The sequence below is a fragment of the Saccharothrix sp. NRRL B-16348 genome, from assembly GCF_001280085.1.
Lineage (GTDB): Bacteria > Actinomycetota > Actinomycetes > Mycobacteriales > Pseudonocardiaceae > Actinosynnema.
Genome location: NZ_LGED01000270.1, coordinates 34,739 through 60,238, shown reverse-complemented (window position 1 = coordinate 60,238; position 25,500 = coordinate 34,739). Strand labels below are relative to the sequence as shown.

The window sequence follows — 25,500 nt, the reverse complement described above, 5'->3', positions numbered from 1 at the left end:
CAAGTCGATCTTGAGCTTCGCTGACCAGCACGGGAGCGTCCGTTCGGAAAGTGTTACCACTCGAACGGACGAACGTGTTAACAGAGTGCAGGCACTCAGGGCCCGCAATAAGGCGAGTCCACGTGGTCCGGCCCACGTGGAATCACACTCCGGTCATTTCCGGTTCGGACACGGGCCGTCCCGAAATGGTGACCAACGGTGTCCGAGTAGGACGAATCGCGAATGGACCGGTCGCGAGTGGACGCACCGTTTCACGGACATAAAACGGCGGTGGGGCGGCACCGCGACCGCGGCACCGCCCCACCGCCGAACAGACACCTACGAACAGCGGGCGATGATCAGCTCGCGCACGCGCTTCGCGTCCGCCTGACCCTTCGTCGCCTTCATCACCGCGCCGACGATCGCGCCGGCCGCCGCCACCTTGCCGTCGCGGATCTTCGCCGCCACGTCCGGCTGCGCCGCCAGCGCCTCGTCCACCGCCTTCTCCAACGCGGAGTCGTCCGAGACGACCTTCAGGCCACGCGCCTCGATGACCGCCTCGGGCTCGCCCTCGCCCTCCAGCACGCCGGTGACGACCTCGCGGGCGAGCTTGTTGGTCAGCTCACCGGCGTTCACCAGCCCGACGACCCGCGCGATCTGCGCCGGCGTGATGCCGAGCTCGGCCAGCTCCACACCGCGGGCGTTGGCCTCCTTCGTCAGGTACGCCACCCACCACGACCTGGCCTCGGCCGGCGTCGCGCCCGCCTCCACCGTGGCCGCCACCAGGTCCACCGCACCCGCGTTGACCAGGTCCCGCAGCTCGGCGTCGGTCAGCGACCACTCCTCCTGCACCCGCTTGCGGCGCTCCCACGGCAGCTCCGGCAGCGTGCCGCGCAGCTCCTCCACCCACTCGCGCGACGGCGCGATGGGCACCAGGTCCGGCTCCGGGAAGTACCGGTAGTCCTCCGCGGTCTCCTTCTTGCGCCCCGGCGAGGTGGACCCCGTCGACTCGTCGAAGTGCCGGGTCTCCTGGGTGACCGAACCGCCGTTCGCGAGCACCGCCGCCTGGCGGGTCATCTCGAACCGCACGGCCCGCTCGACGCTGCGCAGCGAGTTCACGTTCTTCGTCTCGGTGCGCGTGCCCAGCTCACCCGTGGTCTTCGGCGACAGCGACACGTTCGCGTCGCAGCGCAGCGAGCCCTGGTCCATCCGCACGTCGGACACGTCGAGCGCCTTGAGCAGGTCCCGCAGCGCCGTCACGTACGCGCGCGCCACCTCGGGCGCCCGCTCACCGGTGCCCGGGATCATCTTGGTGACGATCTCGATCAGCGGCACGCCGGCGCGGTTGTAGTCCAGCAGCGAGTGCTCCGCGCCGTGGATGCGGCCGTCCGAGCCGCCGACGTGCAGCGACTTGCCGGTGTCCTCCTCCATGTGCGCGCGCTCGATCTCGACCCGGAACAGCGAGCCGTCGTCCAGCGTCACGTCCAGGAAGCCGTTGAACGCGATCGGCTCGTCGTACTGCGAGGTCTGGAAGTTCTTCGGCATGTCCGGGTAGAAGTAGTTCTTCCGGGCGAACCGGCACCACTCGGCGATCTCGCAGTTGAGCGCCAACCCGATCCGGATCGCCGACTCCACCGCCGTGCCGTTGACCGCGGGCAGCGCGCCCGGCATGCCCAGGCACACCGGGCAGACCTGCGTGTTCGGCTCGCCGCCGAACACGTTCGCGCAGCCGCAGAACATCTTCGTGTTGGTGTGCAGCTCGACGTGCACCTCCAACCCCAGCACCGGGTCGAAGCGCTCGATGACCTCGGCGTAGTCCATCAGCTCGTGCACCGACGTCATGCCTTCCCGTCCTTCCGCAGACCCCGCACGGCCAGCGCCGCGCCCGTGATCGCCACCAGGATGCTCGCCACCGCGTTGGCCAGGGCGAGCTTGTCGTTCTTGCCGCGAGCCGACTTCAACGTGGAGAACGCGCTGGTGGCCGCACCCGCGGCGCCCACGAGCGCGAGGACCGTCCGCGCCCGCTTCACCGCGCACCCGCCAACTGCGGCACGCCGCTGATCACCGTCGCGCCCAGGGCCGCGTCACGCGCCACCTCGTACGCCGCCGCCACCCGGTACATCCGGTGGTCCTGCAGCGCGGGCGCCATGATCTGCAGCCCCACCGGCAGGCCGTCCTCGTCCGACAGTCCACTCGGGACGCTCATGGCGGCGTTGCCGGCCAGGTTCGCCGGGATCGTGCACAGGTCGGCCTTGTACATCGCCATCGGGTCGCCGGTGCGCTCGCCGATCGGGAACGCGGTGGTCGGCGTGGTCGGCGAGACCAGCACGTCCACGGTGGCGAACGCGGCGTCGAAGTCGCGGCTGATCAGCGTGCGCACCTTCTGCGCCGAGCCGTAGTACGCGTCGTAGTAGCCCGACGACAGCGCGTACGTGCCGATCATGATCCGCCGCTTCACCTCGGGGCCGAAACCGGCCTCGCGGGTCAGCGACATGACCTCCTCGGCGCTGCGCGTGCCGTCGTCGCCGACGCGGATGCCGTAGCGCATCGCGTCGAAGCGGGCCAGGTTGGACGACGCCTCGCTCGGCGCGATCAGGTAGTACGCGGGCAGCGCGTAGTCGAAGCTCGGGCACGAGACCTCGACGATCTCCGCGCCGAGCTGCTTGAGCTGCGCCACGGCCGCCTCGAAGCTGCGCAGCACGCCCGCCTGGTAGCCCTCGCCGCTGAACTGCGTGACCACGCCGACGCGCACACCGGACAGGTCGCCGTTCGCGCCCTCGCGCGCCGCCGCCACCACGGGCGGGACGGGCGCGTTGATCGAGGTCGAGTCCATCGGGTCGTAACCGGCGATGACCTCGTGCAGCAGGGCCGCGTCCAGCACCGTCCGGGCGCACGGCCCGGCCTGGTCCAGCGACGACGAGAACGCCACCAGCCCGTACCGGGACACACCGCCGTAGGTGGGCTTCACGCCGACCGTGCCGGTGACCGCGCCGGGCTGGCGGATCGAGCCGCCGGTGTCCGTGCCGATCGACAGGGGCGCCTCGAACGCGGCCAGCGCCGCCGCCGAGCCACCGCCCGAGCCGCCCGGGATGCGGTCCAGGTCCCACGGGTTGCGGGTCGGGCCGTACGCCGAGTTCTCCGTGGACGAGCCCATCGCGAACTCGTCCATGTTGGTCTTGCCGAGGACCACCACGCCGGCTTCCTTCAGCCTGCGCGTGACCGTGGCGTCGTAGGGCGGGATCCAGCCCTCGAGGATCTTCGAGCCGACCGTGGTCGGCACGCCCTCGGTGGTGAGCACGTCCTTGAGCGCGATCGGCACGCCGGCCAGCGGACCGACGTGCGCCCCGGCGGCGATGTCGTCGTCGACCTTCCGCGCGGCCTTGAGCGCGCCCTCGGTGTCGACGTGCAGGAACGCGTTGACCGCGCCGTCGACCTCGGCGATCCGGTCGAGGTGCGCCTGGGCGACCTCCACCGCGGAGACCTCGCGGCTCGCGATCTTGGCGGCCAGCTCGGCGGCCGTGCTGCGGATCAGGTCGGTCATGCTTCCTCCCCCAGGATGCGGGGCACGCGGAAGCGGCCGTCCTCGGCGGCGGGGGCGCCCGCGAGCGCCTGCTGCTGACCGAGGCTGGGACGCACCACGTCCTCGCGGAACACGTTGGTCAGCGGAACGGCGTGCGAAGTGGGCGGGATGTCCGCGGTGGCGATGTCGCCCACCGTGGCCACCGACTGCAGGATCACGTCCAACTGGCCGGCGAACAGGTCCAGCTCGTCGTCGGTGACGGCGAGCCTCGCCAAGCGGGCCAGGTGCGCGACCTCGTCGCGGGAGATGCTGGGCACCTCGTCAACCCCCGTGGGTCGGTTTTTCGGATTTGGGACCTGCCGAGTCTATTGGCTGGTCAGGCCGACCTCCGACCGGGTTGCCCGCGCTCGCGCGCGGGGGTGCGCGATTTTACCCGTGCGCAACGCCCCTGGTGGGTCGGAAAGCGAAGCTGCGTCTGCGAGAATCATCGACCGGCGAGTTTCCACCTCGATGCTCCACCACAGCCTTGGAGGCGTGCACCGTGTCCTTCCTGATCCGGGTCCAGCTCCCGGACCGTCCCGGCACCCTGGGCGCGGTCGCCTCCGCGCTCGGCGCGATCGGGGCCGACATCCTCAGCGTGGACGTGGTGGAGCGCGGGGCGGGCCTGGCCATCGACGACCTGGTGGTCGAGCTGCCCTCCGGGCGGCTGCCCGACGTGCTGATCACGGCCGCGGAGTCCATCGAAGGCGTCGAGGTGGACGCGGTCCGGCCGTACGCCGGCGTGCTGGACACCCACCGTGAGCTGGAGCTGGTGGAGGAGGTCGCCGAGGACCCGCGCAACGGGCTCGCGGTGTTCACCGAGGGCGTGCCGAAGATCATCCGTGCGGGGTGGGCGGTGGTGGTGTCGTGGGACGGCAGCACCGTGCGCCGCCTGACCTCGTCGTCGGCCGCTCCCGAGACCAAGCTGGCCACCCCGCCGTGGCTGCCGCTGGCCCGTGCCACCGTCCTGGACGGCGAGGACTCGTGGGTCCCCGAGACGTGGCAGGAACTGGGCACCGAACTGGCCGCCACCCCTCTCGGCAAGCCGGACCGCGTCCTGCTGGTGGGCCGCCCTGGCGGCCCGATGTTCCGCGCCGCCGAGGTCGCCCGCCTGGCCCACCTGGCCGGCATCGTCTCCGTCGTCCTCCCCTACCCCGAGTTCAACGCTCAGAACAGTCGATCTTGTTCTGAGCGTTCAACACGGGTGTTCTGAACGTAGGACACGCGCGACGCGAACGTAGGACACGCGGAGCTGGGGGTTAGGGCTGGCGGCCCGTGGTGGCGATGGTGACGCCCAGGCCGATCATGGTCAGGCCGCCGGCGCCGCCCACCGCGGCCAGGCGGCGGGGTGAGCGGGCGAACCAGGTGCGCGCGGTGGCGGCGGCCAGGCCCCAGACGCTGTCGGACGCCACGGCGATGATGTTGAACACCAGGCCGAGCAGGAGCATCTGGGCCGCCACGCCGCCTTGCGCGCGGTCCACGAACTGCGGCAGCACGGCGGCGAAGAACACGATCGTCTTGGGGTTCGCCACGCCGACCGCGAAGCCCTCCCACAACGTCCGCAGCCCGCCGTGCGCCGGACCGCCCGCCGTGAACGTCGCGTGCAGCGACCCGCGCTGCCGCACCGCCTTCACCCCGAGGTACACCAGGTACGCGGCGCCGACCAGCTTCAACGTCGTGAACACGACCGCCGACCGCTCCACGACCGCCCCGACGCCGAACGCGACGGCCACGACCAGGGCGTAAGCGCCGAGCGTGTTCCCCAGGACCGTGATCAACGCGGCCCGACGACCCTGCGCCAACGCCCGCCCGACCACGAACAGGACGCTCGGCCCCGGGATCACGATCAGCAGGAACGACATGGCCGCGAAGGCGAGGAGCCGGTCAGTGGACACCATAAACGCAACGAAACCACGGCACGCGACCGTGCTACCAGTGCTTTTAGCGCGCGGCTAGAGCGCCAGCCGCACCAGGTGCGCGTTGTCCGCCGCCGGCGTGCCGTCACGGGAGGTGAGCGTGTCCTCGAGCCCGATGCGGGTGTCCAGACCGAGCGACAACGCGTAGTCCAGCACCGGCCACGCGCTGTCGTCCTCACCGTGCAGCAGGACCGGCACCCCGAGCGGCCTGAGCAGGTCGAGCAGCCGTGCCGCGTGGTCCGCCGTCTCCCCCGGCCGCACCTCCGCCAACACGCGGACCGTCCCCGGAGGCACACCGACGTCCAGCAACGCCCGCGCCGCCTCGACGTGGAACACGCCCAGCTCGATGCCGATCCCGGCGTCGTGCACCGCGTCGGCGACGGCGAGCCAACCGTCCTCGTGCACGTTGACCGACGCGAAGTCGGGACGGCCCGCGGCCAGCCCCGCCCACCCGCGCACCAGCTCAGCCCGCCGCACGGTGTCCGGCACGATCCACGCGCCGGTCGTCACGCCGATCTCCGCGTGCGGCACCACGGATCGCACCACGGACACCGAAGTCGCGACCTCCGGACCCGCGAGCACCTCCAGGCCCACCACGTCACGCGGGTGCAGGTGGAACGACGTCACCCCCAGCTCGGCGCACTCCGCGGCGTCGGCCGCCAGCTGCTGCGGCGTGATCGGCACACTAGGGTGGCTGCCCGGCTCCCGGGCGCCGTTCAGACAAGCCTGGAGCACGAAACCCACCGAACCACAAGGTGTTGGATACCGCCATGCCGACGCTGACCTCAGCCCTGCTGCGCCACCACGCGGGCGCCAAGTCGTACTGGCGCGGGCTGACCTACCGGGACGCCGTGGTCGAGCTGGCCGTCCGCTCGCGGCACGTGGAAGGTGTCGTGGTCGGCGCGGCCGAGTACCGGGTGACGCTCCAGTGGGACGACACCCGCCTCGACGGGGCGTGCACGTGCCCGTACGGGTCGCAGGGCTTCTTCTGCAAGCACTGCGTCGCGGTCGGGCTGGTGCTGCTGGAGCGTGGCCTGACCGTGCCGCCGCAGGACGCGGCGGACGAGGAGCTGCGCGTCCGCCTCGCCGAACTCGACCACGCGACGCTGGTGGAACTGCTCTACGACCGGGCCGCGCGGGACCGTGCGCTGCGCGACGAGATCATGCGAGTTCGAGGCTGAAGCCGAGCGCGGTCACGTCGACGCCGGGCACCGGCCGCCAGTCGCGATCGGGCCGCCGCTGGAACCCGAGCCGCTGGTAGAGCCGGTGGGCCGTGGTCATGTGCTGGGAACTGCTCATCACCAACCGCCGCGCGCCGAGCTCACGTGCCCGCACGATCACCGCGCGCACCAACGCCTCGCCGACCCCGCGCCCGCGTGCCGCCGGGCTCACCGCCAGCATCCGGAACTCCACTTCGCCGTCCCGGCTGACCTCGGCGTACGGGGTGCCGGGGCGGACCACCGTGACGGTGCCGAGCACGGTGTTCCCGACGTCCACCGCGACCAGCAGCTCCGCCTCGCGGGCCCGGGTGCGCGTGTCGACCAGCGTGTCGGCGTACCCGCCGGTGTGGCTGTCGATGTGGCGGTCGGCCTGGTACGCGGCCACGGTGATCGCCCCCGCCGCCGCCCACTCGTCTTCCCTGGCGGGCCTCACCACGATGTCGGCCATCTGCGTTCCCCTCCACCTCACTGGACCACCGATTGTCGTCCAGCCAACTGCGCTCGCAGGGCTCGATCAAGGCGCGGAACGCGGGGGTGCGGCGGTGAAGTCCGCCGACGAGAGCTTGCCAGAGCCGCAGCGTGACCGATTGACTGCGGAACGCTACTTCGCAGATGGCTGTCGACGAGGGGGCTCGTTGTAGTGGAAGCGACGAACGGCGCGTGTGCCGACACGGATGGCAGACCCGGCAGACCGGACGGCGTCGGGGCGCCGGGCGGGACGCCGTTCAGCGTCGAGCTCGAACGGCTGCGCGTCGCGCGTGGCGTGTCGTGGCGGCAGTTGTCGAAGTTGGTCGGGTACAGCCCGAGTTGGTTGAGCAAGGTCAAGAACGGGGTGTCGCCGTCGCCGAGCCTGGCCCGGCGTTGTGACGAGGTGCTGGGTGCCGGCGGAGGCTTGCTGGCGTTGGCGGACAACGGACCTGACCGGTTGCCGCCGGCGCAGCTGCCGGCGGCGACCTCCGGTTTCGTGGGCAGGCAGGCCGAACTCGCCCGCATGGACGAGGTCCTGGCCGGGTTGGGCGTGCCCGGCACGCCGGGGGTCGTGCTCGTGGAGGGACCGCCCGGTGTCGGGAAGACGGCGTTGGCCCTGAGGTGGTCGCACGACGTCGCGGATCGCTTCACCGGCGGGCGGTTGCACGCCGACTTGCGGGGCTACGCCGACGGGCCGGCGGTCGAACCGGCGGACGTGCTGGACGACTTCCTCGTCGCGCTCGGCGTTCCGGCACACCGCATCCCGGCGGAACCAGACCGCAAGGCGACGCTCTACCGGTCCGTGGTGGCGTCGCGTGGAGTGCTGATCGTGCTGGACAACGCGGCTCGCGCGGAACAGGTCGAACCGCTGCTCCCCGGTGCGGCGGGATGCGCGGTCGTGATCACCAGCCGCAACCGCATGTTCGGCTTGGCGGTGCGGACGCACGCCGTGCGGATCAGCCTGGGAGCCCTCGACCCGGCCGAGTCGGCGGCGTTGCTCCGCACGACCGTCGGCGCCGCCGCCGGTTCGGAGCGGTCGATCGACGCGCTGGCACGCCTGTGCGCCAACGTGCCGCTGGCCCTGCGCATCGCGGCCGAACTCGTCGCCACCCACGCCTACCTGTCGGTCGAGGAGGCCGTCGCCCTGCTGTCGGAAGAGTCCCGCCGGCTAGACATGCTGTCGCAGGATCCCTCGCTCGCGCTGCGGTCGGTTCTCCGGTGGTCCTGTCGCGATCTCGGCGCCGACGCCACCCGAATGCTGGAACTGCTCGCACGACACCCCGAACCCGAGGTCGACGTGGCGACCGCCGCGACGCTCGGGCACGTCTCCGCCGCGGAGGCGCGCGGGCTGCTCGACGGGCTGACCGGGGAGAACATCCTCCAGCGGACGGCGCGCGACCGGTACGCCGTGGACGACCTCATGCGGCTTTTCGCGCTGGAGCACGCTCGACACCGGACCTGAAACACCACTGCGGGTCTGCCGAATGGACCAGTCGCGCCTCGGCGGCATTCGTGGCGCACCGGTGTGCACTCGAAGAATCAACACATCAACACTCGTCATGACCCAGGCGGGCCCTTACGGTTGATCGTCGTGCGATCACCACGAGAAGTCGATCGCGCGGCATTCACCGGAAGCACCGAATCCGATGTCGAGCGACTCCGCCGACATTCCGCCGAATCCGACACCGGCTCACTTCCGTGGGCCGGGAATGGCGGACGCACAGCCCGGGGAGCAGATGTGTTGACGACGCGCCACCGCCATGTCCAGGTGAATCGACCAGTCGGACGACGTCGTGGATGACGCCGGGGAGCGCCGAAGATCCCGGACCGACGACGGCGGCGCGGCTCGGGAGAACGCCGCCGAGACGCGCCACCTGATGAAGATCGACGAGCTGGCGCGGATGGTGCGCGTCACCACCCGCACCATCCGCACCTACCAGAACCGCGGCCTGCTGCCGGAACCACGGCGTCACGGGCGAACCCCCTACTACGACGCCCGGCACGTCGCGCGGCTCGGCCTGATCACCCGTCTCCAGCGGGCCGGGCAGTCGCTGGACGCGGTCCGCGCGCTGCTCGACCCGGACAGCGTGGTCGGGGAGGTGCTGCTCCCGGCCGATCGGCTCCGCGGCCTGCTGCGCGCGCGGCCGTCGTTGTCGCGATCGCTCGAGCAGGGCGGCGTGTTGGGCCACCGGGTCGGCGAGCTGGTCGTCAGAGCCCCGCGTGCCGTGTTCGCGGCCATGGGGTTGCGCCGGTCGGGTGTGCCGGACGCCACCGCGCTCGAAGTTCTCGCCGAGTTGACGAAACGCGAGTCGCGCCGTGCCTCGCGGACGTTGGACGAACTCCGCGCGGCCCTGGCGGCCTGGCCGGACCTGCCGCACGAGGAGTTGGTCACGATCGCGGTCGAGGCGTACCGGGCTTCGCTGCTGTCCATCGCGACCGCTGTGCCCGCTCCGCGGGCGCCCCTCGGTAAACCGCATAAAGGAGGCATAAGCGAATTCGCTGACGCCGACGAGATCGCCACAACGCTACAAATGACCAATCGCACCGAACAGTGAGGGGGCCGTCATGGCACATCGAGTCGCGATGGTGCTGACCGTTCTGGGGTTCGCGCTGATCACGGCTTGCGGCACGGACGCACCGGGCCGTGAGGTCGCGTCCCTCGACCAGCCGGGGCAGACGTCGGGGAACGACAACGGCACAGCGGCGGACCAGGAGAAGTTCGCCCAGTGCATGAAGGACAACGGCGGCACCCTGCCGTCCTTCAACTCCGGGGACGGCGAGAACGGCTCGGTGCGCATCACCCCGCAGGCCGAGCCGCAGCGGCGCAAGAACGAGGAGGCGTACGGGAAGTGCAAGCAGTACGCCCCCGGAGGCGGGCAACCCGAGCCGGTGGACCCGGAGCGGATCGCGCAGCAGTTGGCGCTGGCCGAGTGCCTGCGGGGCGAAGGGGTGGAGGTGCCGGATCCCAAGCCCGAGGACGGCGGCGTGCTCTCCCTGCCCGGCAACGCCCAGGACGACCCGCGGATCAAGCAGGCGCTCGACAAGTGCGACGAGCAGGTGCGCCGCGGCGCCGAGGTGACGACCACCTCATGACCGGGCACGACAGCCCGGCGACCGCTCGCCGCCGCGGACGACGGGTGTTCCTCGTCCTCGCGGCCGCGGCCACCGTGGTCCTGACGGGTGCGGTGGTGTGGCTCGCCCAGCGGGACGCGGGGTCGGGCGTGGCGGAAGCCTCGGCGCCGGCCCCCGCGCCGAAGACCGCCGAGATCCGCAGGACCGACCTGGTGACCAGGGAACGGGTGGACGCGACGATCACGCCGGTCGGCGAGGCGGTGCTGACCGGCCGGCGCGCGGGCACCGTCACGGCCCTGCCCGCGCCGGGAGCCGTGATCGACCGCGGGCAACCGGTGTACTCCGTCGACGCCGTCGGGGTGCCGTTGTTCTTCGGGACCGTGCCCATGTACCGCGAGCTGCACGAGGGCGTGCCCGAAGGGCCCGATGTCCGCGTGCTGCAGGAGAACCTCGCCGCGCTGGGCCACCGGCCGGGGCCGGTGGACGGGATCTTCGGCAAGCCGACCGAGGCCGCGGTGCGCCGCTGGCAGCGGGAGCGGGAGGTGGAGCAGACGGGGCGCGTCGCCGTCGGCGAGGTCGTGGTCGCGCCGCAGGCACAGCAGGTCCAGTCGGTCACCGCGGCGCTGGGCGACCCGGCGACCGGCGAGCTGATGACGCTGAGCGGCGTCGGGAGGCAGGTCGCCATGAGGCTTCCGCTGGAGCTGCGCGGGCTCGTCTCCGTCGGCATGAAGGTGCAGATCGAGCTTCTCGGCGGGCGGACCACGCCCGGCACGGTGAGCGCGATCCACCCCCCGACGGCGACCGGGCGCGGTGGCGCCCAACAGGATCCCGACGCCGCCGGCGAGCAGGCCGTGCCCGTCACCTTCGGCATCGACGATCCGGCGGCGGTCGGCCCGGCCGACCCGACCGCCGTCACCATCGCGTTCGAGACGGCGCGGCGCGACGGGGTGCTGGCGGTCCCGGTGCAGGCGCTGCTCGCCCTCCGCGAGGGCAGCTACGGCCTCGAGGTGATCCGGGACGGCGTCCGCGACCTCGTCGCGGTCGAGGTCGGTGTCTTCGCGGACGGCCTGGTCGAGGTGACCGGGCCGGAGATCGCCGAAGGCATGGCGGTGGTGACGGCGTCGTGACACCCGCGCTGGAGTTGATCGACGTGAGCAAGACCTACCCGGGCGGAGTACGCGCCGTGCGCGGGGTGTCGCTCCGGGTGGGGAGCGGCGAGACCGTAGCGATCGTCGGGCCGTCCGGCTCCGGCAAGTCCAGCCTGCTGCAACTGCTGGGCGCGCTGGACCACCCGACGAGCGGCCGCGTCGAGGTCAACGGGCACGACGTGGCCGCGCTGTCGGATCGGCGGCTGGCGGCGTTGCGGTCGCGGTGGATCGGCTTCGTGTTCCAGCAGTTCCACCTCACCGAGGGCATGACGGCGGCGGAGAACGTGTCCACGGCCTCGACGTACGCCGGAGTGCCCAGCCGGCAGCGGCGTGCCGCGGCGCTGGAGTCGTTGCGCCGCGTCGGGCTCGGTCACCGCGTGGACCACCTGCCCGGCGAGCTGTCCGGCGGCGAACGCCAGCGCGTCGCGATCGCCCGTGCGCTGGCGAACCGGCCGCCGATCCTGCTGGCCGACGAACCCACCGGGAACCTCGACACCCGCTCCGGCGCCGGTGTGCTCGACCTGCTGGTGGACCTGAACGCGGCCGAGGGGACGACGCTGGTGATCATCACGCACGACATGTCGGTCGCCGACCGGGCACGTCGCCGCATCGACATGGTGGACGGTTCGGTGCGCGCCGACACCGCGGAGGTGGGCGCATGACCGGGTCTCCGCCCCGGGCAAGACCTCCGCTGCCACGACCTCAACGACTGCGCCCGGCTGACGTGCTGAGGCTCGGCCTCGTGGGCGTGCACACGCGGCCGTTGCGCACGGTCCTCGCGAGCGTCGGCGTCGCGATCGGCATCGCCGCGCTCGTCGCCGTCATCGGGGTGCCCGCGTCCAACCAGAGCGCGCTGCGCGCCAGGTTCGAGGCGCTCGGCCCCAACCTGTTGCAGGCGGAAGCCGGCAGCGCGGGTTTCGGTGGTGATCGACCGGCGAAGCTCCCGGACGACGCCGCGGACCGGGCCGCGCGCATCGCACCGGTGCAGGCGGCGAGCGCCACGGGAAACACCGATGCCGCGATCCGGCGCAACGACCGGCTGCCACCGGAGCGGACCGGCGGTCTCGCGGTGCGGGCGACGAGGCTCGACCTGTTGGCCGTGCTGCGCGGCTCGGTGCGCGAAGGGGTCTTCCTGAACGAAGCCACCGAGCGGTTCCCCACCACGGTCCTCGGCGCGGGCGCCGCGGCCAGGCTCGGCATCGCCCTGACCGACGAGACGCCGAACCCGGTGGTGCGGGTCGACGACCACTGGTTCACCGTCGTCGGTGTGCTGGCCCCGTTGCCGCTGCACCCCTTGCTGGACACGTCGGCGTTGGTGGGCTGGACGGCGGCCCGGACCTACCTCGGTTTCGACGGCCACCCGAGCACCGTGTACGTCCGGTCGGACGACGACGCCGTCGGCCAGGTCCGCCAAGTGCTCGGCCGCAGCATCAACCCGGAGTCGCCCGGCGAGGTGCTGGTCACCAAGCCGTCCGACGCGCTCGCCGCGCAGCAGCTCACCGAGCAGGCCTACTCGGCGCTCTACCTGGGCCTCGCCGGGGTCGCCCTGCTGGTGGGCGGGGTCGGGGTCGCCAACACGATGATCGTGTCGGTGATGGAACGCCGCCGCGAGATCGGGCTCCGCCGTGCGCTCGGGGCGACGCGGCGGCAGATCAGGGGCCAGTTCCTGGCCGAGTCGGTGGTGCTGGCCGGGCTCGGCGGCGGACTGGGTGTGCTGCTCGGTTCGGGCATCACCACGTGGTACGCCACCAGCCAGGGCTGGCCCGCGGTGCTGCCGTGGTACGCCGTCGTCGGTGGACCGTTGAGCGCTCTGGTCCTCGGGTCGCTCGCCGGGGCGTACCCGGCGATCCGGGCGTCGCGCCTCACCCCGACCGAGGCGCTGACCGCCGGCTGAGAGCGCTCGTCCGGAGTGGTCGGTTCATCGGGAAGCGATCGCTTCCATTGCTTTCGAGGAGACCGGATCGCTGGCAGTGTTCCCAGTGCGAGACAAAGGCTCGACAAAGGGCCGAGTCCAATCCCGCAAGCGAACACGTGCTTACTGCTGCGCCTTTCCCATTCGACATCGGCGCACCACAACCCAGCGGTCGTAAAGGAGTTCCTCCATGCCCAAGAACGGGATCACCGGCATCCTCACCAAGATCGGAGTGACGGTCGCCGCCCTGGCGGGCCTGCTGTTGCTCACCCTGGCGCCCGCCTCGGCGGCGGGCGCCGACCAGGCGTTCTCCGGCGTGCAGTCCGCGCCGGTGTCCTCGACCGAGGCCAGCTGGGACTGCGTCATCACCGCGGACTACGGCTGGCGCTGGGAAGGCAGCTGCCAGGGCTACTCCGGGGAACTGCGCACCATCACCTACTGCGCGAACGGCACTTCCACGGTCGGCGCCTGGATCCAGGCGCGCCCGGCGCCGTGGTTCGTGTACGGCAACTGCTCCGGCTCCAGCTGGACCGGCATCGATTTCCAGACGCGCGGCTGACGTTCGTCCCACCATTGATCGACCGACCTACCGCAGGGTCGACGCGAACACGCGTCGACCCTGCGGCTCATGCATTTCCCGTGCGCATTTTCATCCGTATGATGAAATCGGTGGTGCTGAACTGGTCCGTGACGGAGGGACGACCGGTGCGGGTGCTGGTGGTCGAAGACGAAGTGATGATGGCCGACGCGATCGCCGAAGGTCTGAGACGGCAGTCGATGGCGGTGGACATCAGCCTGGACGGAGCGCACGCGTTGCACATGCTCGCCGAACACCCCTACGACGTCGTGGTGCTGGACCGGGACCTGCCGAAGGTCCACGGTGACGACGTGTGCCGGGCAGTGGCGTCCACGCACAGTGCGCGGATCCTCATGCTGACGGCGGCGCGCGAGATCACCGAGCGCGTGCGGGGCCTCGGCCTCGGCGCCGACGACTACCTGACCAAGCCCTTCGCCTTCGCCGAGCTGGTCGCCAGGGTGCAGGCCCTGGCCCGCCGAGCGGGTCCGGCGCTGCCGCCGGTCCTGCGCGCGGCGGACGTCGAACTCGACGTCGGCCGGCACCAGGTCACCAGGGACGGCAGCTTCATCGCGTTGTCGCGCAAGGAGTTCGCGGTGCTGGAGGTGCTGCTGCGGGCACAGGGCTCGGTCGTCAGCGCGGAGGAGTTGCTGGAGAAGGCGTGGGACTCGCACATCGATCCGTTCACCAACGCGGTGCGGGTGACGATGGGGACGCTGCGCCGCAAGCTCGGCACGCCGCCGTTGATCGAGACGATCCAGGGCGTCGGCTACCGGATCGGGCCGTGACGGGGTGCGCGGAGCGAGTGACTGGTCGGTCAAGACGAGGCTGAGCGTGCTCGTCGGCGCGCTGTTCCTGCTGAGCGGCGCCATCCTGTTGGCCGCCAACTACCTGCTCGTGCAGGCCAACCTGCCCACGCCGATCTCCTTCGCGGGCGAGCGGACGAGCGCGGACGGGTCGGTCCGCGTGACGGTCCTCCAGCCGTTGCAGGACTACCGGGACGCGACGCTGACCACGCTGCTCGTGCAGTCGTCCGCCGCACTGGCCCTGGCGGCCGCGCTGGCGGTGCTGCTCGGCCGGGTGGTGGCCGGTCGGGTGTTGCGCCCGGTCAAGCAGATCACGGCGGCGGCGCGCCGGCTGAGCATCGACAACCTCGAACGGCACCGGTTGGCGATGTCCGGCAAGCGCGACGAGCTGACCGAACTGGCGGACACCTTCGACGACATGCTCGACCGCCTGTCCGACGCGTTCGACAGCCAGCGGCGCTTCGTCGCGAACGCCTCGCACGAGCTGCGCACCCCTCTCGCCATCCAGCACACGATGATCGAGGTCGCCCTCACGCGGCCGGGGATGAGCGCCGAGTTCACCGACCTCGGGCAGCGGCTGCTGGCCATGAACGCCCGCAGCGAACGGCTCATCGAAGGGCTGCTGGTACTCGCGATGAGCGACCGCGGCCTGTCGGCGGAGCGACCGGTGCGGCTGGACGACGTCGTCCGACAGGTGGTCCAGGCACACCGGGCGGACGCCGACCACGCCGGCGTGGCGCTCCACGCCGACCTCGAACCCGCCGTCGTGTCGGGAGACGTCCTGCTGCTGGAGCAGATGGTCGCCAACCTCGTGCAGAACGCCATCAGGCACAACCACCGCGGCGGTGAGGTCTGGTTGCGGGTCGACGCGACGTCGTCCCTCACGGTCGAGAACACCGGCGCCGTCGTGCCGGAGGAGGCACTGGCTTCGCTGACCGAGCCGTTCCGCCGGGTCGCGGTCGACCGCACGGCGTCGGACCAGGGCGTCGGCCTCGGCCTGTCCATCGTGGCGTCTGTCGTCGCGGCACACGGTGGGGCGTTGGAGACTCACGCCCGTCCCGGCGGCGGCCTCACCGTGGTGACCCGTCTGGGGTAACCCACCTTGGCGAACTGGGGCGGCGTGATGACACTTCCCGGATGCGTCGAACTGCCCGACATCGCCTTCGCCAGCCGTCCGGGTTGCGGAACCCCACGCCCGAGAGGGCACCTGGCTACAGCCTGTACCTGCCTGCACCTGGCTGGACCTGGGTTCCGAGCGGATGCGACGCAAGCACGGACTCGACTGACCACACGAACGGGTGAGGTAGCCGGACTTCCGGCTACCCCGGTCGGCGGAGCACGCCGCGAGGTTGTTTCGGGACCTGCATGCGCGGGTCGTGGCGGGTGAACAGGCCGAGGTGGCATGCGGCGGCGGTGTCGGGCGGACCGATGTCAGACGCGGCGGACCGGCGTCACGTGCGCGGGGTGCCTGGCACGACGATGGCCAACGGAGGGCGCTGGGCGGCGTGAGCTGACGCCACGCCAGAGCGACGCAGGCCCGGCGTGGCGCTCGGGGTTTGCGGGTCACGGCGCAGGGCTGCGGGGCAGGGCTGCGGGGCGGGGCGGCGGGGCAGGGCTGCGGGCGGCGGGCGGCTGCGGAGGGCGGCTGCGGAGGGCGAGGCACGGCCCGGTGCGCGTGCCACGCGTGGCGTCGCGGGGCCCACGGCTGGCGGAGCGGGGTGCCGCTCAGCGACGTGGGTGGCGGCTTGATGGCGGGCCGGGGCGCTGGGCGGTGTGTGGGTCGGTGGGCAGAGGAGCGGTCTGGGGCCGGGGTGGGTTGGGGGTGGGGTTGGTTGGCGGCCTCGTTGTTTCAACCGACGTTTCAGGTTGGGGATAACGGTGTTTTCGGTTGGTACTCCTATCGTGATCACTCGGTCGTGGGTGGGGTGACTGGGGAAAGGGCTGGTCAGTGGGTTGTGGGGGTGGTTAGGAGGCTGGGGATGAGGGCTCCTCGGTGGGGGTTGGGGGGTCGGTGATGGTGGCGACCTCGGTGGCGGCTTCGGGGCCTTCGGTCAGCAGGATGCGGAAGCCTGCTTCGTCCAGGATCGGGACCTTCAGCTGTTCCGCCTTCTCCGCCTTGGAGCCCGGAGACTCGCCCACCACGACGAAAGCCGTCTTCTTCGACACCGAGCCCGCCGCCTTGCCGCCGCGCGACAGGATTGCCTCCTTGGCCTCGTCGCGGGAGAACGTCTCCAGCGAACCCGTCACCACGATCGACAGCCCCTCCAGGTTGCGAGGGATCGACGTGTCCCGCTCCTCCGCCGTGCGAACGCCCGCGGCCTGCCACTTCGACACGATCGTCTGCCGCCACGGCGTCTCGACCCACTCGCGCACGGCCGTGGCGATGGTCGGGCCCACGCCCTCGGCCGACGCCAGTTCCTCCTCCGTCGCGGTGACGATGCGGTCCAGGGAGCCGAACTCCTGGGCCAACGCACGGGCCGCCGTAGGACCGACGTGGCGGATGGACAGCGCCACCAGGACTCTCCACAGTGGACGTTGCTTCACCGTCTCCAGGTTGTCCAGCAGCTTCACCGCGTTCGCGGTCAGCTCACCGTCCTTGGTCCGGAACAGGTCGACCCGCGCCAGCTTGTCCGCGTCCAGGTCGAACAGGTCGCCCTCGTCCCCGTACACCGGGGAGTCGACCAGGGCCGCCGCCGCCTCGAAGCCCAGCACCTCGATGTCCAACGCCGACCGCGACGCCAGGTACGCCAGGCGCTCGCGCAGCTGACCCGGGCACCCCGCCGCGTTGGGGCACCGGATGTCGACGTCGGCCTCCTTCATCGGGCGCAACGCGTGGCCGCACTCGGGGCACGTCAGGGGCATCTCGAACGCGTAAGCGTCAGCGGGCCGGGCGTCGATCACCGGCCCCAGCACCTCGGGGATCACGTCGCCCGCCTTGCGGATCACGATGCGGTCGCCGATCAGCACGCCCTTGCGCTTGACCTCGCTCGCGTTGTGCAGGGTGGCGCGGGCGACCGTCGAGCCCGCCACCTTCACCGGCTCCATCACGGCGAACGGCGTGACGCGGCCCGTGCGCCCGACCTGCACCTTGATGTCCAGCAGGGTGGTCGTGGCCTCCTCCGGCGGGTACTTGAACGCGATCGCCCACCGCGGCGCGCGGGACGTGCTGCCGAGCCGCCGCTGCAACGACACCTCGTCGACCTTGATGACGACGCCGTCGATCTCGTGCACGGCGTCGTGCCGGTGCTCGCCCCAGTGCGCGACGTGCGCGCCGATCTCCTCGAACGTGCTCAGCACGACGGTGTGGGACGACACGGGCAGCCCCCACGCCCGCAGCGCCTCGTACGCCTCGGACTGCCTGGTCAGCTCGAACCCCTCGCGCTTGCCCAGCCCGTGGCAGATCATCCGCAGCCGGCGCGACGCGGTGACCTTCGGGTCCTTCTGCCGCAACGACCCGGCGGCGGTGTTGCGCGGGTTCGCGAACGGCGGTTTGCCGGCTTCCACGAGCCGGGCGTTGAGGTCCAGGAAGTCCTCCACGGCGAAGAACACCTCGCCGCGCACCTCGACCAGCGCGGGCACGGGGTAGGCGTCGGTGCCGGTCAGCGTCTCCGGCACGTTCTCCAGCGTGCGCACGTTGAGCGTGACGTCCTCGCCGGTCCGCCCGTCGCCGCGGGTCAGGGCTCTCACCAGGCGCCCGTGCTCGTAGAGCAGGTTGATGGCCAGCCCGTCGATCTTCAGCTCGCACAGGAAGTGGGCGTCGGCCCCGACCTCCTTGCGCACCCGCTCGTACCAGCCGTGCAGCTCGTCGGCGGAGAACACGTTGTCGAGGCTGAGCATCCGCTCCAGGTGGTCGACGGCCTTGAACTCGGTCGAGAACGTGCCGCCGACGAGCTGAGTGGGCGAGTCGGGGGTGGCGAGCCCGGGGTGCGCCCGCTCCAGCGCCTCCAGCTCGCGCAGCAACGCGTCGAACTCGCCGTCACTGACCGTCGGCGAGTCGAGGACGTAGTAGCGGAACTGGTGGCCGCGCACCACCTCGGCCAGGGCGGCGTGCTCCTCGCGCACGGCGGCGGGCACGTCCTCGACGCCCTCGGCGGGGGCCTGGGCCGGGTTCAACGAGTCGTCGCTGGTCACGGCATGAGGGTAACCAGGGGGTCTGACAATTTCAGGAGGGATCCCCGACCATCGAGCGGACCAGGTCGCGGAATTCCAGGAGGCCGATCGTGCCCTCCGGTTCGACGGACGCGGTTTCCACGCGGCCGAGCCGTTCGCCCGCCAGCCGCTCACCGAGCGTGACGTCCAGTGGCAGGAACGTCATGGTCTGCCTGGCCTTGTCGTCGAGGGCGGCGAACTCGGGGTGGTAGACGGCGACGTCGACCAGGCCGTCCGAGACCTGCGCGACGACCCGCACGTCGGCGAGGCGCATGCGGCGCGGCCCGAGGTTGATGGTGACGAGGGTCGGGTCGGGCACGGCGGGCACCGAGTCGTGGTACTCCCAGATCATGTCCTCGGACGGCGCGGCCTCGATCCACGCGTCGGTGTAGGGCCGCAGCTTCGGGTCTTCCCGGCTGGTGATCACCAGGGCGTAGATGGCGCGGTGCCCGCGTTCGAGGGAGAACTCCAGGTCGGGGTGCATGGCGGCGACCATCGCGCCCAGGTCGCCCTCCACCCGGTACGGCTCGCCGTCGCCCAGGGCCGCGCTCACGGTCGGCAGCAGCTCGAACCACTCCCGCCAGAACGCGACCGCTGCCTCGGCCGGGTTGGGCAGGTGGACGGGCTCGGGCTCGGGTTCGGTGCGTCGGCGGAACCAGCTCATGCGTTCATTGAACTACGACCGGACCGCGGCCGTTGCGGATTGTGGCTGTGCCGGACCACGACGTGCGGCCACCGCGAGGAGTTCCGCGGCGGGTCCCACCAGCCGTCGCCCGCCGGGCCACACGGCGCGCAGCACGCGGCGCAGGTCGAGGTCGACGGGCACTTCGACCAGCCTGCCTTCGGCGAGGTCGACGGCCACCGCGAGCACGCTCAGGGCGGCGGGCGCGACGCCGGCGACCACCGCGCCGCGCACGGCCGTGGTGGAGCCGAGTTCCAACGCGGGCGGGCACGCGTCGGGCAACGCCCGGTCGAGGGTGTCGCGGGTGCCGGAGCCGCGTTCGCGCATCACGAGGGGCGTCGCGGCCAGTTCCGGCGGGGTGAGGGGCCGGCGCCGGCGGGACCACGGGTGGCCGGGCGCGACGACCACGGCGAGCCGGTCCACGGCCACCTTCCGCGACGAAAGCCCTGGTAGCGGGCCTGGCGCTTCGACGAAGCCCAGGTCGACCACGCCGTCGCGGACGAGAGCGCCGACCGTCTCCGAGTTCGTCACCCGCAGGCCGACGCGCAGGTCGGGTCGGGCGCGGCGGAGTTCGCCGATCCAGCTCGGCGCGAGGTGTTCGGCCACGGTCATGCTCGCGGCGACGCGCAACTCGGCCTCCTGTGCCGACCGCAGTGCCCGCGCGCCTTCCACCAGGCCGGCGACCTCGTCCAGCACGCGCCGTGCCCGTTCGGTCACCACGACGCCGGCGGGCGTGAGCACGGAGCCGCGCCGTCCCCGGTCGACCAGCACGAGGCCGAGTCGTCGTTCCAGTGTGGACAGCCGCTTGCTCGCCGACGGCTGCGCGATGCCCAGTTGCTCGGCGGCCCGCCCGAGGCTGCCCAGCTCCCCGACGAGCACCAGCAGGCGCAGCGATTCGAGGTCCGGGGTCATAGCCACAGGGTATGACCCCAGAGTCGACGGCCGCCTACCGGGAACGCGCGCGTGGACGGAGGCTGGGTGGTGTGCTGATCGCCGCGTTGGTCCTGGGTGTGCTGGTGGGTGGACGCCTGCCTGAGCTGACGGGCGTGACGCGCAAGCTGCTGCGCACCGGGGTGGTGCTGCTCGGTCTGCAACTGTCCGTTGTGCAACTTCTCGATCTGGGACCGGGCGTTCTGGTGGCGATCGTCGCCACGGTCTCGGTGACGTTCTTCGGCACCGTGGCGCTCGGCCGCTGGCTGCGTCTGCCGCGCGGCCTGTACCTCCTCGTGGCCAGCGGTTTCTCGATCTGCGGCGCGTCGGCCATCGCCGCCGTCGAGGGCCGGGTGGAGCGGGAGGACGAGCACGTGGCGACCAGCGTCGCGCTCGTCACGCTCTACGGCACGCTGGCGATGGTCGCGCTGCCGCTGCTGAACGCCTCACCGCAGTGGATCGGGCTGAGCGTGCACGAGGTGGCGCAGGTGGCCGCCGCCGCGCCCGCCGGGGGTCTGGCGACGGCCATGGCGGTGAAGTTGGGTCGGGTGGCGCTGCTGGCGCCGATCGTGGCCGGTGTCGGCGGGCGGGGCGCGCCGCTGGTGCCGGGTTTCCTGCTCGGTTTCCTGGCGTTGATGCTGGTCAGCCCGCTGGTGCCGCGGGCCGTGCTGGACGTGGCCGGCACCGTGACGACGGTCGTGCTGGCCGCCGCGCTGTTCGGCTTGGGCACGTCGGTGCGCCTCAAGAGCCTCGTGCGGACCAGCCCCAGGGCGCTCCTCCTGGGGCTGCTCTCGACGCTCCTGGTGTGCGGGACGGGTTACCTGTCGCTGCGGGTGGTGTGAGCGCGCAGCAGGTCGGCGTTCAGCCGGGCGATGGTGGTCAGCGGGATGCCCTTGGGGCACGCCGACGTGCACTCGCCGGTGTTCGTGCAGCCGCCGAAACCGGACGCGTCGTGCTCGGCGACCATGTCCCGCGCCCGCGAGTACCGCTCCGGCTGCCCTTGCGGCAGCACGCCGAGGTGCGTGGCCTTGGCGGCGGTGAACAGCATCGCGGAACCGTTGGGGCACGCCGCCACGCACGCGCCGCAGCCGATGCACGCCGCCGCTTCGAACGCCGTGTCGGCGTCGGGCTTGGGCACGGGGGTGGCGTGCGCGTCCGGCGCGGACCCGGTCGGCACGCTGATGTACCCACCGGCCGCCACGATCCGGTCGAACGCCGACCGGTCCACCACCAGGTCGCGCACCACCGGGAACGGCTCGGCGCGCCACGGCTCCACGGTCACCACGTCGCCGTCGCGGAAGTGCCGCAGGTGCAACTGACACGCCGTGGTGGCCTTCTCCGGCCCGTGCGCCATCCCGTTGATCATCATCCCGCACATGCCGCAGATGCCCTCGCGGCAGTCGTGATCGAACGCCACGGGCTCCTGCCCGGACGTGATCAACCGCTCGTTGAGCACGTCCAGCGCTTCCAGGAACGACATGTCCGGCGACAGGTCGTCCATCGGGTACTCCACCAGCCGCCCGGTGGCGCCGCTCTGCCGCCAGATCCGCAGGGTCAGCTTCATGAGTAGCTCCGCGTGCTCGGGGTTACGTGCTCGAAGACCAGCTCTTCCTTGTGCAGCACGGGCGGCCGGCCCACGCCCGTGTACTCCCACGCGGCCACGTACGAGAAGTTGGCGTCGTCCCGCAGCGCCTCGCCGTCCGGTGTCTGGCTCTCCGACCGGAAGTGGCCGCCGCACGACTCGGCGCGGTGCAGGGCGTCGACGCACATCAGTTCGGCCAGCTCGAAGAAGTCCGCGACCCGGCCGGCCTTCTCCAGCTCCTGGTTGAGCGCCTCGCCCGTGCCGGGCACCTTCACCCGCTGCCAGAACTCGTCGCGCAGCTCCGGGATGCGCTCCAACGCCTTGCGCAGCCCGGCTTCGTCGCGCTCCATGCCGCACTCGTCCCACATCAGGCGACCCAGCTCGCGGTGGAACGACTCGACCGTGCGGTCGCCGTTCACGGCCAGCAGCGTCTTCACCCGGCCGCGCACCTCGGACATCGTGTCGGCGACCACCGGGTGGCTGTCGTCGACCGCGTCGAACGGCGCGTCGGCCAGGTAGTCGCCGATCACGCCGGGCAGCACGAAGTAGCCGTCCGCCAGGCCCTGCATCAGCGCCGACGCGCCCAGCCGGTTCGCGCCGTGATCGGAGAAGTTCGCCTCGCCGATCACGTACAGGCCGGGGATCGTGGAACGCAGGTCGTAGTCCACCCACAGTCCACCCATCGTGTAGTGCACGGCCGGGTAGATGCGCATCGGCGTCTTGTAGGGGTCGTCGCCGGTGATGCGCTGGTACATCTCGAACAGGTTCCCGTAGCGCTGTTCGACGGCGAGCGCGCCGAGGCGTGCGATGGCGTCGGCGAAGTCCAGGTACACGCCGCGCTTCTCGTCGGAGATGTTCTTCGCCGCCCGTGACGCGATGTCGCGCGGCACGAGGTTGCCGAACGCGGGGTACATGCGCTCCAGGAAGTAGTCCCGGTCGGCCTCGGGGATGTCGTTCGGCGCACGGGTGTCGTGCGGGTCGCGCGGCACCCACACGCGGCCGTCGTTGCGCAGGGATTCACTCATCAGGGTGAGCTTCGACTGGTGGTCGCCGCTGATCGGGATGCACGTCGGGTGGATCTGGGTGAAGCACGGGTTCGCGAACAGCGCGCCGCGCCGGTGCGCCCGCCAGATCGCGGTGGTGTTGCAGCCCTTGGCGTTGGTGGAGAGGTGGAACACGTTGCCGTAGCCGCCGGTCGCGAGCACCACGGCGTCCGCGAAGTGGGTGGACACCGCGCCGCTGACGAGGTCGCGCACGACGATCCCGCGCGCCCGGCCGTCCACCACGATCAGGTCCAGCATCTCGGTGCGCGGGTGCATCTCGACGCGTCCGGCGGCGATCTGGCGCTCCAACGCCTGGTAGGCGCCGAGCAGGAGCTGCTGCCCGGTCTGACCGCGGGCGTAGAACGTGCGGGAGACCTGCGCGCCGCCGAACGACCGGGTGTCCAGCAGGCCGCCGTACTCGCGGGCGAACGGCACGCCCTGCGCCACGCACTGGTCGATGATCTCGACGCTGATCTGCGCCAACCGGTGCACGTTCGACTCGCGGGAGCGGAAGTCGCCGCCCTTGACCGTGTCGTAGAACAGCCGGTGCACGCTGTCGCCGTCGTTGCGGTAGTTCTTGGCCGCGTTGATGCCGCCCTGCGCGGCGATGCTGTGCGCGCGGCGCGGGCTGTCCTGGTAGCAGAACGACTTGACCTGGTAGCCCAGCTCGGCCAGCGTCGCCGCGGCCGAGCCGCCCGCGAGGCCGGTGCCGACCACGATCACGCTGCGGTTGCGCCGGTTCGCGGGGTTGACCAGCCGGGCGGAGAAGCGGCGGCGGTCCCAGCGGGTCTCGATCGGACCGGCCGGCACGCGCTGGTCGGCGATCGGGGCGCCTTCGGTGTAGGGCATGTCAGCTCACCAATCCGGTGAAGACGGCGAAGGGAACGGAGAGGAACCCGGCGCAGATGGTCACGGCGACGCCGAGGCCGATCACGCGCGAGGTGGTGACGCCGAGGGTCTGGGTGGCGCTCCACACGCCGTGGCGGATGTGGAAGCCCAGGGCCAGCACGGCGACGGTGTACGCCAGCACCACGTACCAGTGCCGGAAGTCGGCGACCACGTTCGCGTGGATCTCGCCGGGCACGCCGTTGGGGTTGAGCCACCCGACGGTGAGGTCGAGCAGGTGGTAGACGACGAACAGGGCGATGATCACGCCGCCCCAGCGCATGGTGCGGGCCGCGTAGCTGCCCTGGACGCGTCGGCGGTGCTCGTACCGGCCTCTCGCCCTGCGCGCCTTCGCGGTCAGTTGGTAGGCGGCGACGAAGTGCAGCGCCACGCAGGCGAGCAGCGCCACCCGCGTCGGCCAGACCACGCCGATGTCGCGCAGCCAGTGGCCGTAGCCGTTGATCGCGTCGGGGCCGGAGAAGACGGTCAGGTTGCCGAGCATGTGCACGACGACGTACAGCAGCATTCCGGCGCCGGTGACCGCCATGACGACTTTCTTGCCGACGGTGGTGCGGTAGAGCCCGATCGTGTCCACGTCGCTGACGCTAGGAACCGGTGTGACGAGTCGTCCAATACATCGTGAGCTGCCTGAAGATAGCCTGGGACTATGACGCTCCAGCAGCTCGTGTACTTCCTGGCAGTGGCCCGGACACGGCACTTCACGCGGGCGGCGGCGGAGGCGCGTGTGGCGCAGCCCTCACTGTCCAAGCAGATCCACGCGTTGGAGAAGGAGCTGGGCGCGGAGCTGTTCAGCCGGGCGCGCGGGAACGTCACGCTGACGCCGGCGGGTGAGGCGCTGCTGCCGGTGGCTGCCCGGATCCTGTCCGATGTGGACACGGCGCGGCTGGAGGTGGCCGAGCTGGTGGGGCTGCGGCGGGGCCGGGTGCGGGTGGGCGCGACGCCGAGCCTGTGCGGCAGCCTGTTCGCGGACGTGATCAAGCGGTACCACGACGAGTACCCCGGCATCCAGGTGTCGGTGACGGAGGGCGGGTCGCGCGACCTCGTGGCGGCGTTGGAGGCGGGGCAGCTCGACCTGGCGCTGGTGATCGTGTCGCCGGCGGACGCGGACCGGGCGTTGACGGTGGTGCCGGTGCTGCGGGAGGAGCTGGTGGTGGCGTCCGCGGCGCCGTTGGGGGTGACCCGGCTGCGCTTGACGGACCTGCGCGAGCACCCGCTGGTGATGTTCCGGCCGGGGTACGACCTGCGGGAGACGACGTTGGCGGCGTGCCGTCAGGCGGGGTTCGAGCCGCGGTTCGCGGTGGAGGGCGGCGAGATGGACGCCGTGCTGCGGTTCGTGGAGGTGGGGTTGGGGGTGGCGATCGTGCCGAGCACGGTGCTGGCCACGCGGTCGTTGCACGGGACGCCGTTGGCGCCCAGCACCACTCGGACGGTGGCGTTGGCGCACCGGACGGACGTGGCGCCGACGTCGGCCGGGCGGGCGTTCCAGAGCGTGCTGCTGGCGTTCCTGCGCGGGGCGGAAATGTCCTCGGGGGTTCACCTGGTGGGGTCGTAGGG

26 protein-coding genes are annotated in these 25,500 nt (G+C 71.6%); 13 read left to right on the top strand and 13 right to left on the bottom strand.

Annotation, left to right across the window (positions count from 1 at the left end; translation table 11 throughout):
• Positions 1-318: 318 nt before the first annotated feature.
• From gatB to gatC, 4 genes are read right to left on the bottom strand one after another with little or no spacing between them, the layout of a single operon-like run.
• Positions 319-1,821: an Asp-tRNA(Asn)/Glu-tRNA(Gln) amidotransferase subunit GatB gene (gatB, locus tag ADK67_RS46620; RefSeq protein WP_053723063.1), complete on the bottom strand. Its 1,503-nt coding sequence runs from the start codon at positions 1,819-1,821 to the stop codon at positions 319-321.
• Positions 1,818-2,009 carry a hypothetical protein gene (locus tag ADK67_RS46615; RefSeq protein WP_053723062.1) on the bottom strand — a complete coding sequence of 64 codons (192 nt, stop codon included), beginning with the start codon at positions 2,007-2,009 and terminating at the stop codon, positions 1,818-1,820. Before ADK67_RS46615 ends, gatB begins: the two co-directional genes overlap by 4 nt.
• Positions 2,006-3,520, bottom strand: a complete 1,515-nt coding sequence (gene gatA, locus ADK67_RS46610; RefSeq protein ID WP_053723061.1) for an Asp-tRNA(Asn)/Glu-tRNA(Gln) amidotransferase subunit GatA — start codon at positions 3,518-3,520, stop codon at positions 2,006-2,008. Before gatA ends, ADK67_RS46615 begins: the two co-directional genes overlap by 4 nt.
• Positions 3,517-3,816: an Asp-tRNA(Asn)/Glu-tRNA(Gln) amidotransferase subunit GatC gene (gene gatC / locus ADK67_RS46605; RefSeq protein ID WP_015104569.1), complete on the bottom strand. Its 300-nt coding sequence runs from the start codon at positions 3,814-3,816 to the stop codon at positions 3,517-3,519. Before gatC ends, gatA begins: the two co-directional genes overlap by 4 nt.
• A gap of 224 nt (positions 3,817-4,040) precedes the next feature.
• Between gatC and ADK67_RS46600 the strand changes: the two genes are divergently transcribed.
• The gene (locus ADK67_RS46600; RefSeq protein ID WP_231648703.1) at positions 4,041-4,751 is read left to right on the top strand and encodes an amino acid-binding protein; all 711 of its coding nucleotides are present in this window, start codon (positions 4,041-4,043) and stop codon (positions 4,749-4,751) included.
• Positions 4,752-4,797: 46 nt separating this feature from the next.
• Here ADK67_RS46600 and ADK67_RS46595 read toward each other — a convergent pair whose 3' ends face one another.
• The gene (locus tag ADK67_RS46595; RefSeq protein WP_053723060.1) at positions 4,798-5,436 is read right to left on the bottom strand and encodes a LysE family translocator; all 639 of its coding nucleotides are present in this window, start codon (positions 5,434-5,436) and stop codon (positions 4,798-4,800) included.
• Between the two features lie 54 nt (positions 5,437-5,490).
• Positions 5,491-6,198 carry a 3-keto-5-aminohexanoate cleavage protein gene (locus tag ADK67_RS46590; protein WP_197289937.1) on the bottom strand — a complete coding sequence of 236 codons (708 nt, stop codon included), beginning with the start codon at positions 6,196-6,198 and terminating at the stop codon, positions 5,491-5,493.
• Positions 6,199-6,224: 26 nt separating this feature from the next.
• Here ADK67_RS46590 and ADK67_RS46585 point away from each other — a divergent pair, with 26 nt between their 5' ends.
• Positions 6,225-6,635, top strand: coding sequence for an SWIM zinc finger family protein (locus ADK67_RS46585; RefSeq protein WP_053723059.1), 411 nt, complete (start codon positions 6,225-6,227; stop codon positions 6,633-6,635).
• On the opposite strand, the gene ADK67_RS46580 is transcribed toward ADK67_RS46585, so the two are convergent.
• The gene (locus ADK67_RS46580; protein WP_053723058.1) at positions 6,616-7,122 is read right to left on the bottom strand and encodes a GNAT family N-acetyltransferase; all 507 of its coding nucleotides are present in this window, start codon (positions 7,120-7,122) and stop codon (positions 6,616-6,618) included. The two genes, ADK67_RS46585 and ADK67_RS46580, sit on opposite strands and share 20 nt — an antisense overlap.
• Positions 7,123-7,314: 192 nt before the next feature.
• On the opposite strand from ADK67_RS46580, the gene ADK67_RS46575 reads away from it, so the two are divergent.
• The 9 genes from ADK67_RS46575 to ADK67_RS46535 all read left to right on the top strand — a co-directional run bounded on the left by ADK67_RS46575 (position 7,315) and on the right by ADK67_RS46535 (position 15,750).
• A complete protein-coding gene (locus tag ADK67_RS46575) occupies positions 7,315-8,604 on the top strand; it encodes a helix-turn-helix domain-containing protein (RefSeq protein WP_053723057.1) in 1,290 nt (429 codons plus the stop codon).
• A 331-nt stretch (positions 8,605-8,935) separates the two neighbouring features.
• On the top strand, positions 8,936-9,697 hold the full coding sequence (locus ADK67_RS46570; protein ID WP_053723056.1) for a MerR family transcriptional regulator: 762 nt from the start codon (positions 8,936-8,938) through the stop codon (positions 9,695-9,697).
• Between the two features lie 10 nt (positions 9,698-9,707).
• Positions 9,708-10,235 (top strand): hypothetical protein, encoded by a 528-nt coding sequence (locus ADK67_RS46565; RefSeq protein WP_157621631.1) that lies wholly within the window; start codon positions 9,708-9,710, stop codon positions 10,233-10,235.
• The gene (locus ADK67_RS46560; protein WP_053723054.1) at positions 10,232-11,341 is read left to right on the top strand and encodes a peptidoglycan-binding protein; all 1,110 of its coding nucleotides are present in this window, start codon (positions 10,232-10,234) and stop codon (positions 11,339-11,341) included. The genes ADK67_RS46565 and ADK67_RS46560 overlap by 4 nt, the downstream gene beginning before the upstream one ends.
• Complete coding sequence (locus ADK67_RS46555) at positions 11,338-12,024, top strand: ABC transporter ATP-binding protein (protein ID WP_053723053.1); 687 nt, start codon at positions 11,338-11,340, stop codon at positions 12,022-12,024. The genes ADK67_RS46560 and ADK67_RS46555 overlap by 4 nt, the downstream gene beginning before the upstream one ends.
• Positions 12,021-13,256: an ABC transporter permease gene (locus ADK67_RS46550; RefSeq protein ID WP_053723052.1), complete on the top strand. Its 1,236-nt coding sequence runs from the start codon at positions 12,021-12,023 to the stop codon at positions 13,254-13,256. The genes ADK67_RS46555 and ADK67_RS46550 overlap by 4 nt, the downstream gene beginning before the upstream one ends.
• A gap of 208 nt (positions 13,257-13,464) precedes the next feature.
• Positions 13,465-13,833, top strand: a complete 369-nt coding sequence (locus ADK67_RS46545) for a hypothetical protein (protein WP_053723051.1) — start codon at positions 13,465-13,467, stop codon at positions 13,831-13,833.
• Positions 13,834-13,979: 146 nt separating this feature from the next.
• Positions 13,980-14,636 (top strand): response regulator transcription factor, encoded by a 657-nt coding sequence (locus ADK67_RS46540; protein WP_053723108.1) that lies wholly within the window; start codon positions 13,980-13,982, stop codon positions 14,634-14,636.
• Between the two features lie 4 nt (positions 14,637-14,640).
• Entirely contained in the window at positions 14,641-15,750 is a 1,110-nt protein-coding gene (locus ADK67_RS46535) for a sensor histidine kinase (RefSeq protein WP_053723050.1), read from the top strand.
• Between the two features lie 869 nt (positions 15,751-16,619).
• Here the strand turns inward: ADK67_RS46535 and ligA are convergent.
• From ligA to ADK67_RS46520, 3 genes are read right to left on the bottom strand one after another with little or no spacing between them, the layout of a single operon-like run.
• On the bottom strand, positions 16,620-18,785 hold the full coding sequence (gene ligA, locus ADK67_RS46530) for an NAD-dependent DNA ligase LigA (protein ID WP_082404865.1): 2,166 nt from the start codon (positions 18,783-18,785) through the stop codon (positions 16,620-16,622).
• Positions 18,786-18,816: 31 nt separating this feature from the next.
• The gene (locus ADK67_RS46525; RefSeq protein ID WP_053723049.1) at positions 18,817-19,467 is read right to left on the bottom strand and encodes a hypothetical protein; all 651 of its coding nucleotides are present in this window, start codon (positions 19,465-19,467) and stop codon (positions 18,817-18,819) included.
• A 12-nt stretch (positions 19,468-19,479) separates the two neighbouring features.
• Positions 19,480-20,397 (bottom strand): LysR substrate-binding domain-containing protein, encoded by a 918-nt coding sequence (locus ADK67_RS46520; RefSeq protein ID WP_053723048.1) that lies wholly within the window; start codon positions 20,395-20,397, stop codon positions 19,480-19,482.
• An 11-nt stretch (positions 20,398-20,408) separates the two neighbouring features.
• Here ADK67_RS46520 and ADK67_RS46515 point away from each other — a divergent pair, with 11 nt between their 5' ends.
• Complete coding sequence (locus tag ADK67_RS46515) at positions 20,409-21,257, top strand: YeiH family protein (protein WP_082404864.1); 849 nt, start codon at positions 20,409-20,411, stop codon at positions 21,255-21,257.
• Here the strand turns inward: ADK67_RS46515 and ADK67_RS46510 are convergent.
• Genes ADK67_RS46510 through ADK67_RS46500 form a run of 3 tightly spaced genes read right to left on the bottom strand, consistent with a single transcriptional unit; the run spans position 21,233 to position 24,520 of the window.
• Positions 21,233-21,979 (bottom strand): succinate dehydrogenase/fumarate reductase iron-sulfur subunit, encoded by a 747-nt coding sequence (locus ADK67_RS46510; RefSeq protein ID WP_053723047.1) that lies wholly within the window; start codon positions 21,977-21,979, stop codon positions 21,233-21,235. The genes ADK67_RS46515 and ADK67_RS46510 overlap by 25 nt on opposite strands.
• Positions 21,976-23,889 carry a fumarate reductase/succinate dehydrogenase flavoprotein subunit gene (locus ADK67_RS46505; protein ID WP_053723046.1) on the bottom strand — a complete coding sequence of 638 codons (1,914 nt, stop codon included), beginning with the start codon at positions 23,887-23,889 and terminating at the stop codon, positions 21,976-21,978. The genes ADK67_RS46510 and ADK67_RS46505 overlap by 4 nt, the downstream gene beginning before the upstream one ends.
• Position 23,890: 1 nt before the next feature.
• On the bottom strand, positions 23,891-24,520 hold the full coding sequence (locus ADK67_RS46500; RefSeq protein WP_269436186.1) for a succinate dehydrogenase cytochrome b subunit: 630 nt from the start codon (positions 24,518-24,520) through the stop codon (positions 23,891-23,893).
• Between the two features lie 72 nt (positions 24,521-24,592).
• Between ADK67_RS46500 and ADK67_RS46495 the strand changes: the two genes are divergently transcribed.
• A complete protein-coding gene (locus tag ADK67_RS46495) occupies positions 24,593-25,498 on the top strand; it encodes a LysR family transcriptional regulator (RefSeq protein WP_053723045.1) in 906 nt (301 codons plus the stop codon).
• The last annotated feature ends 2 nt before the right edge of the window (positions 25,499-25,500 follow it).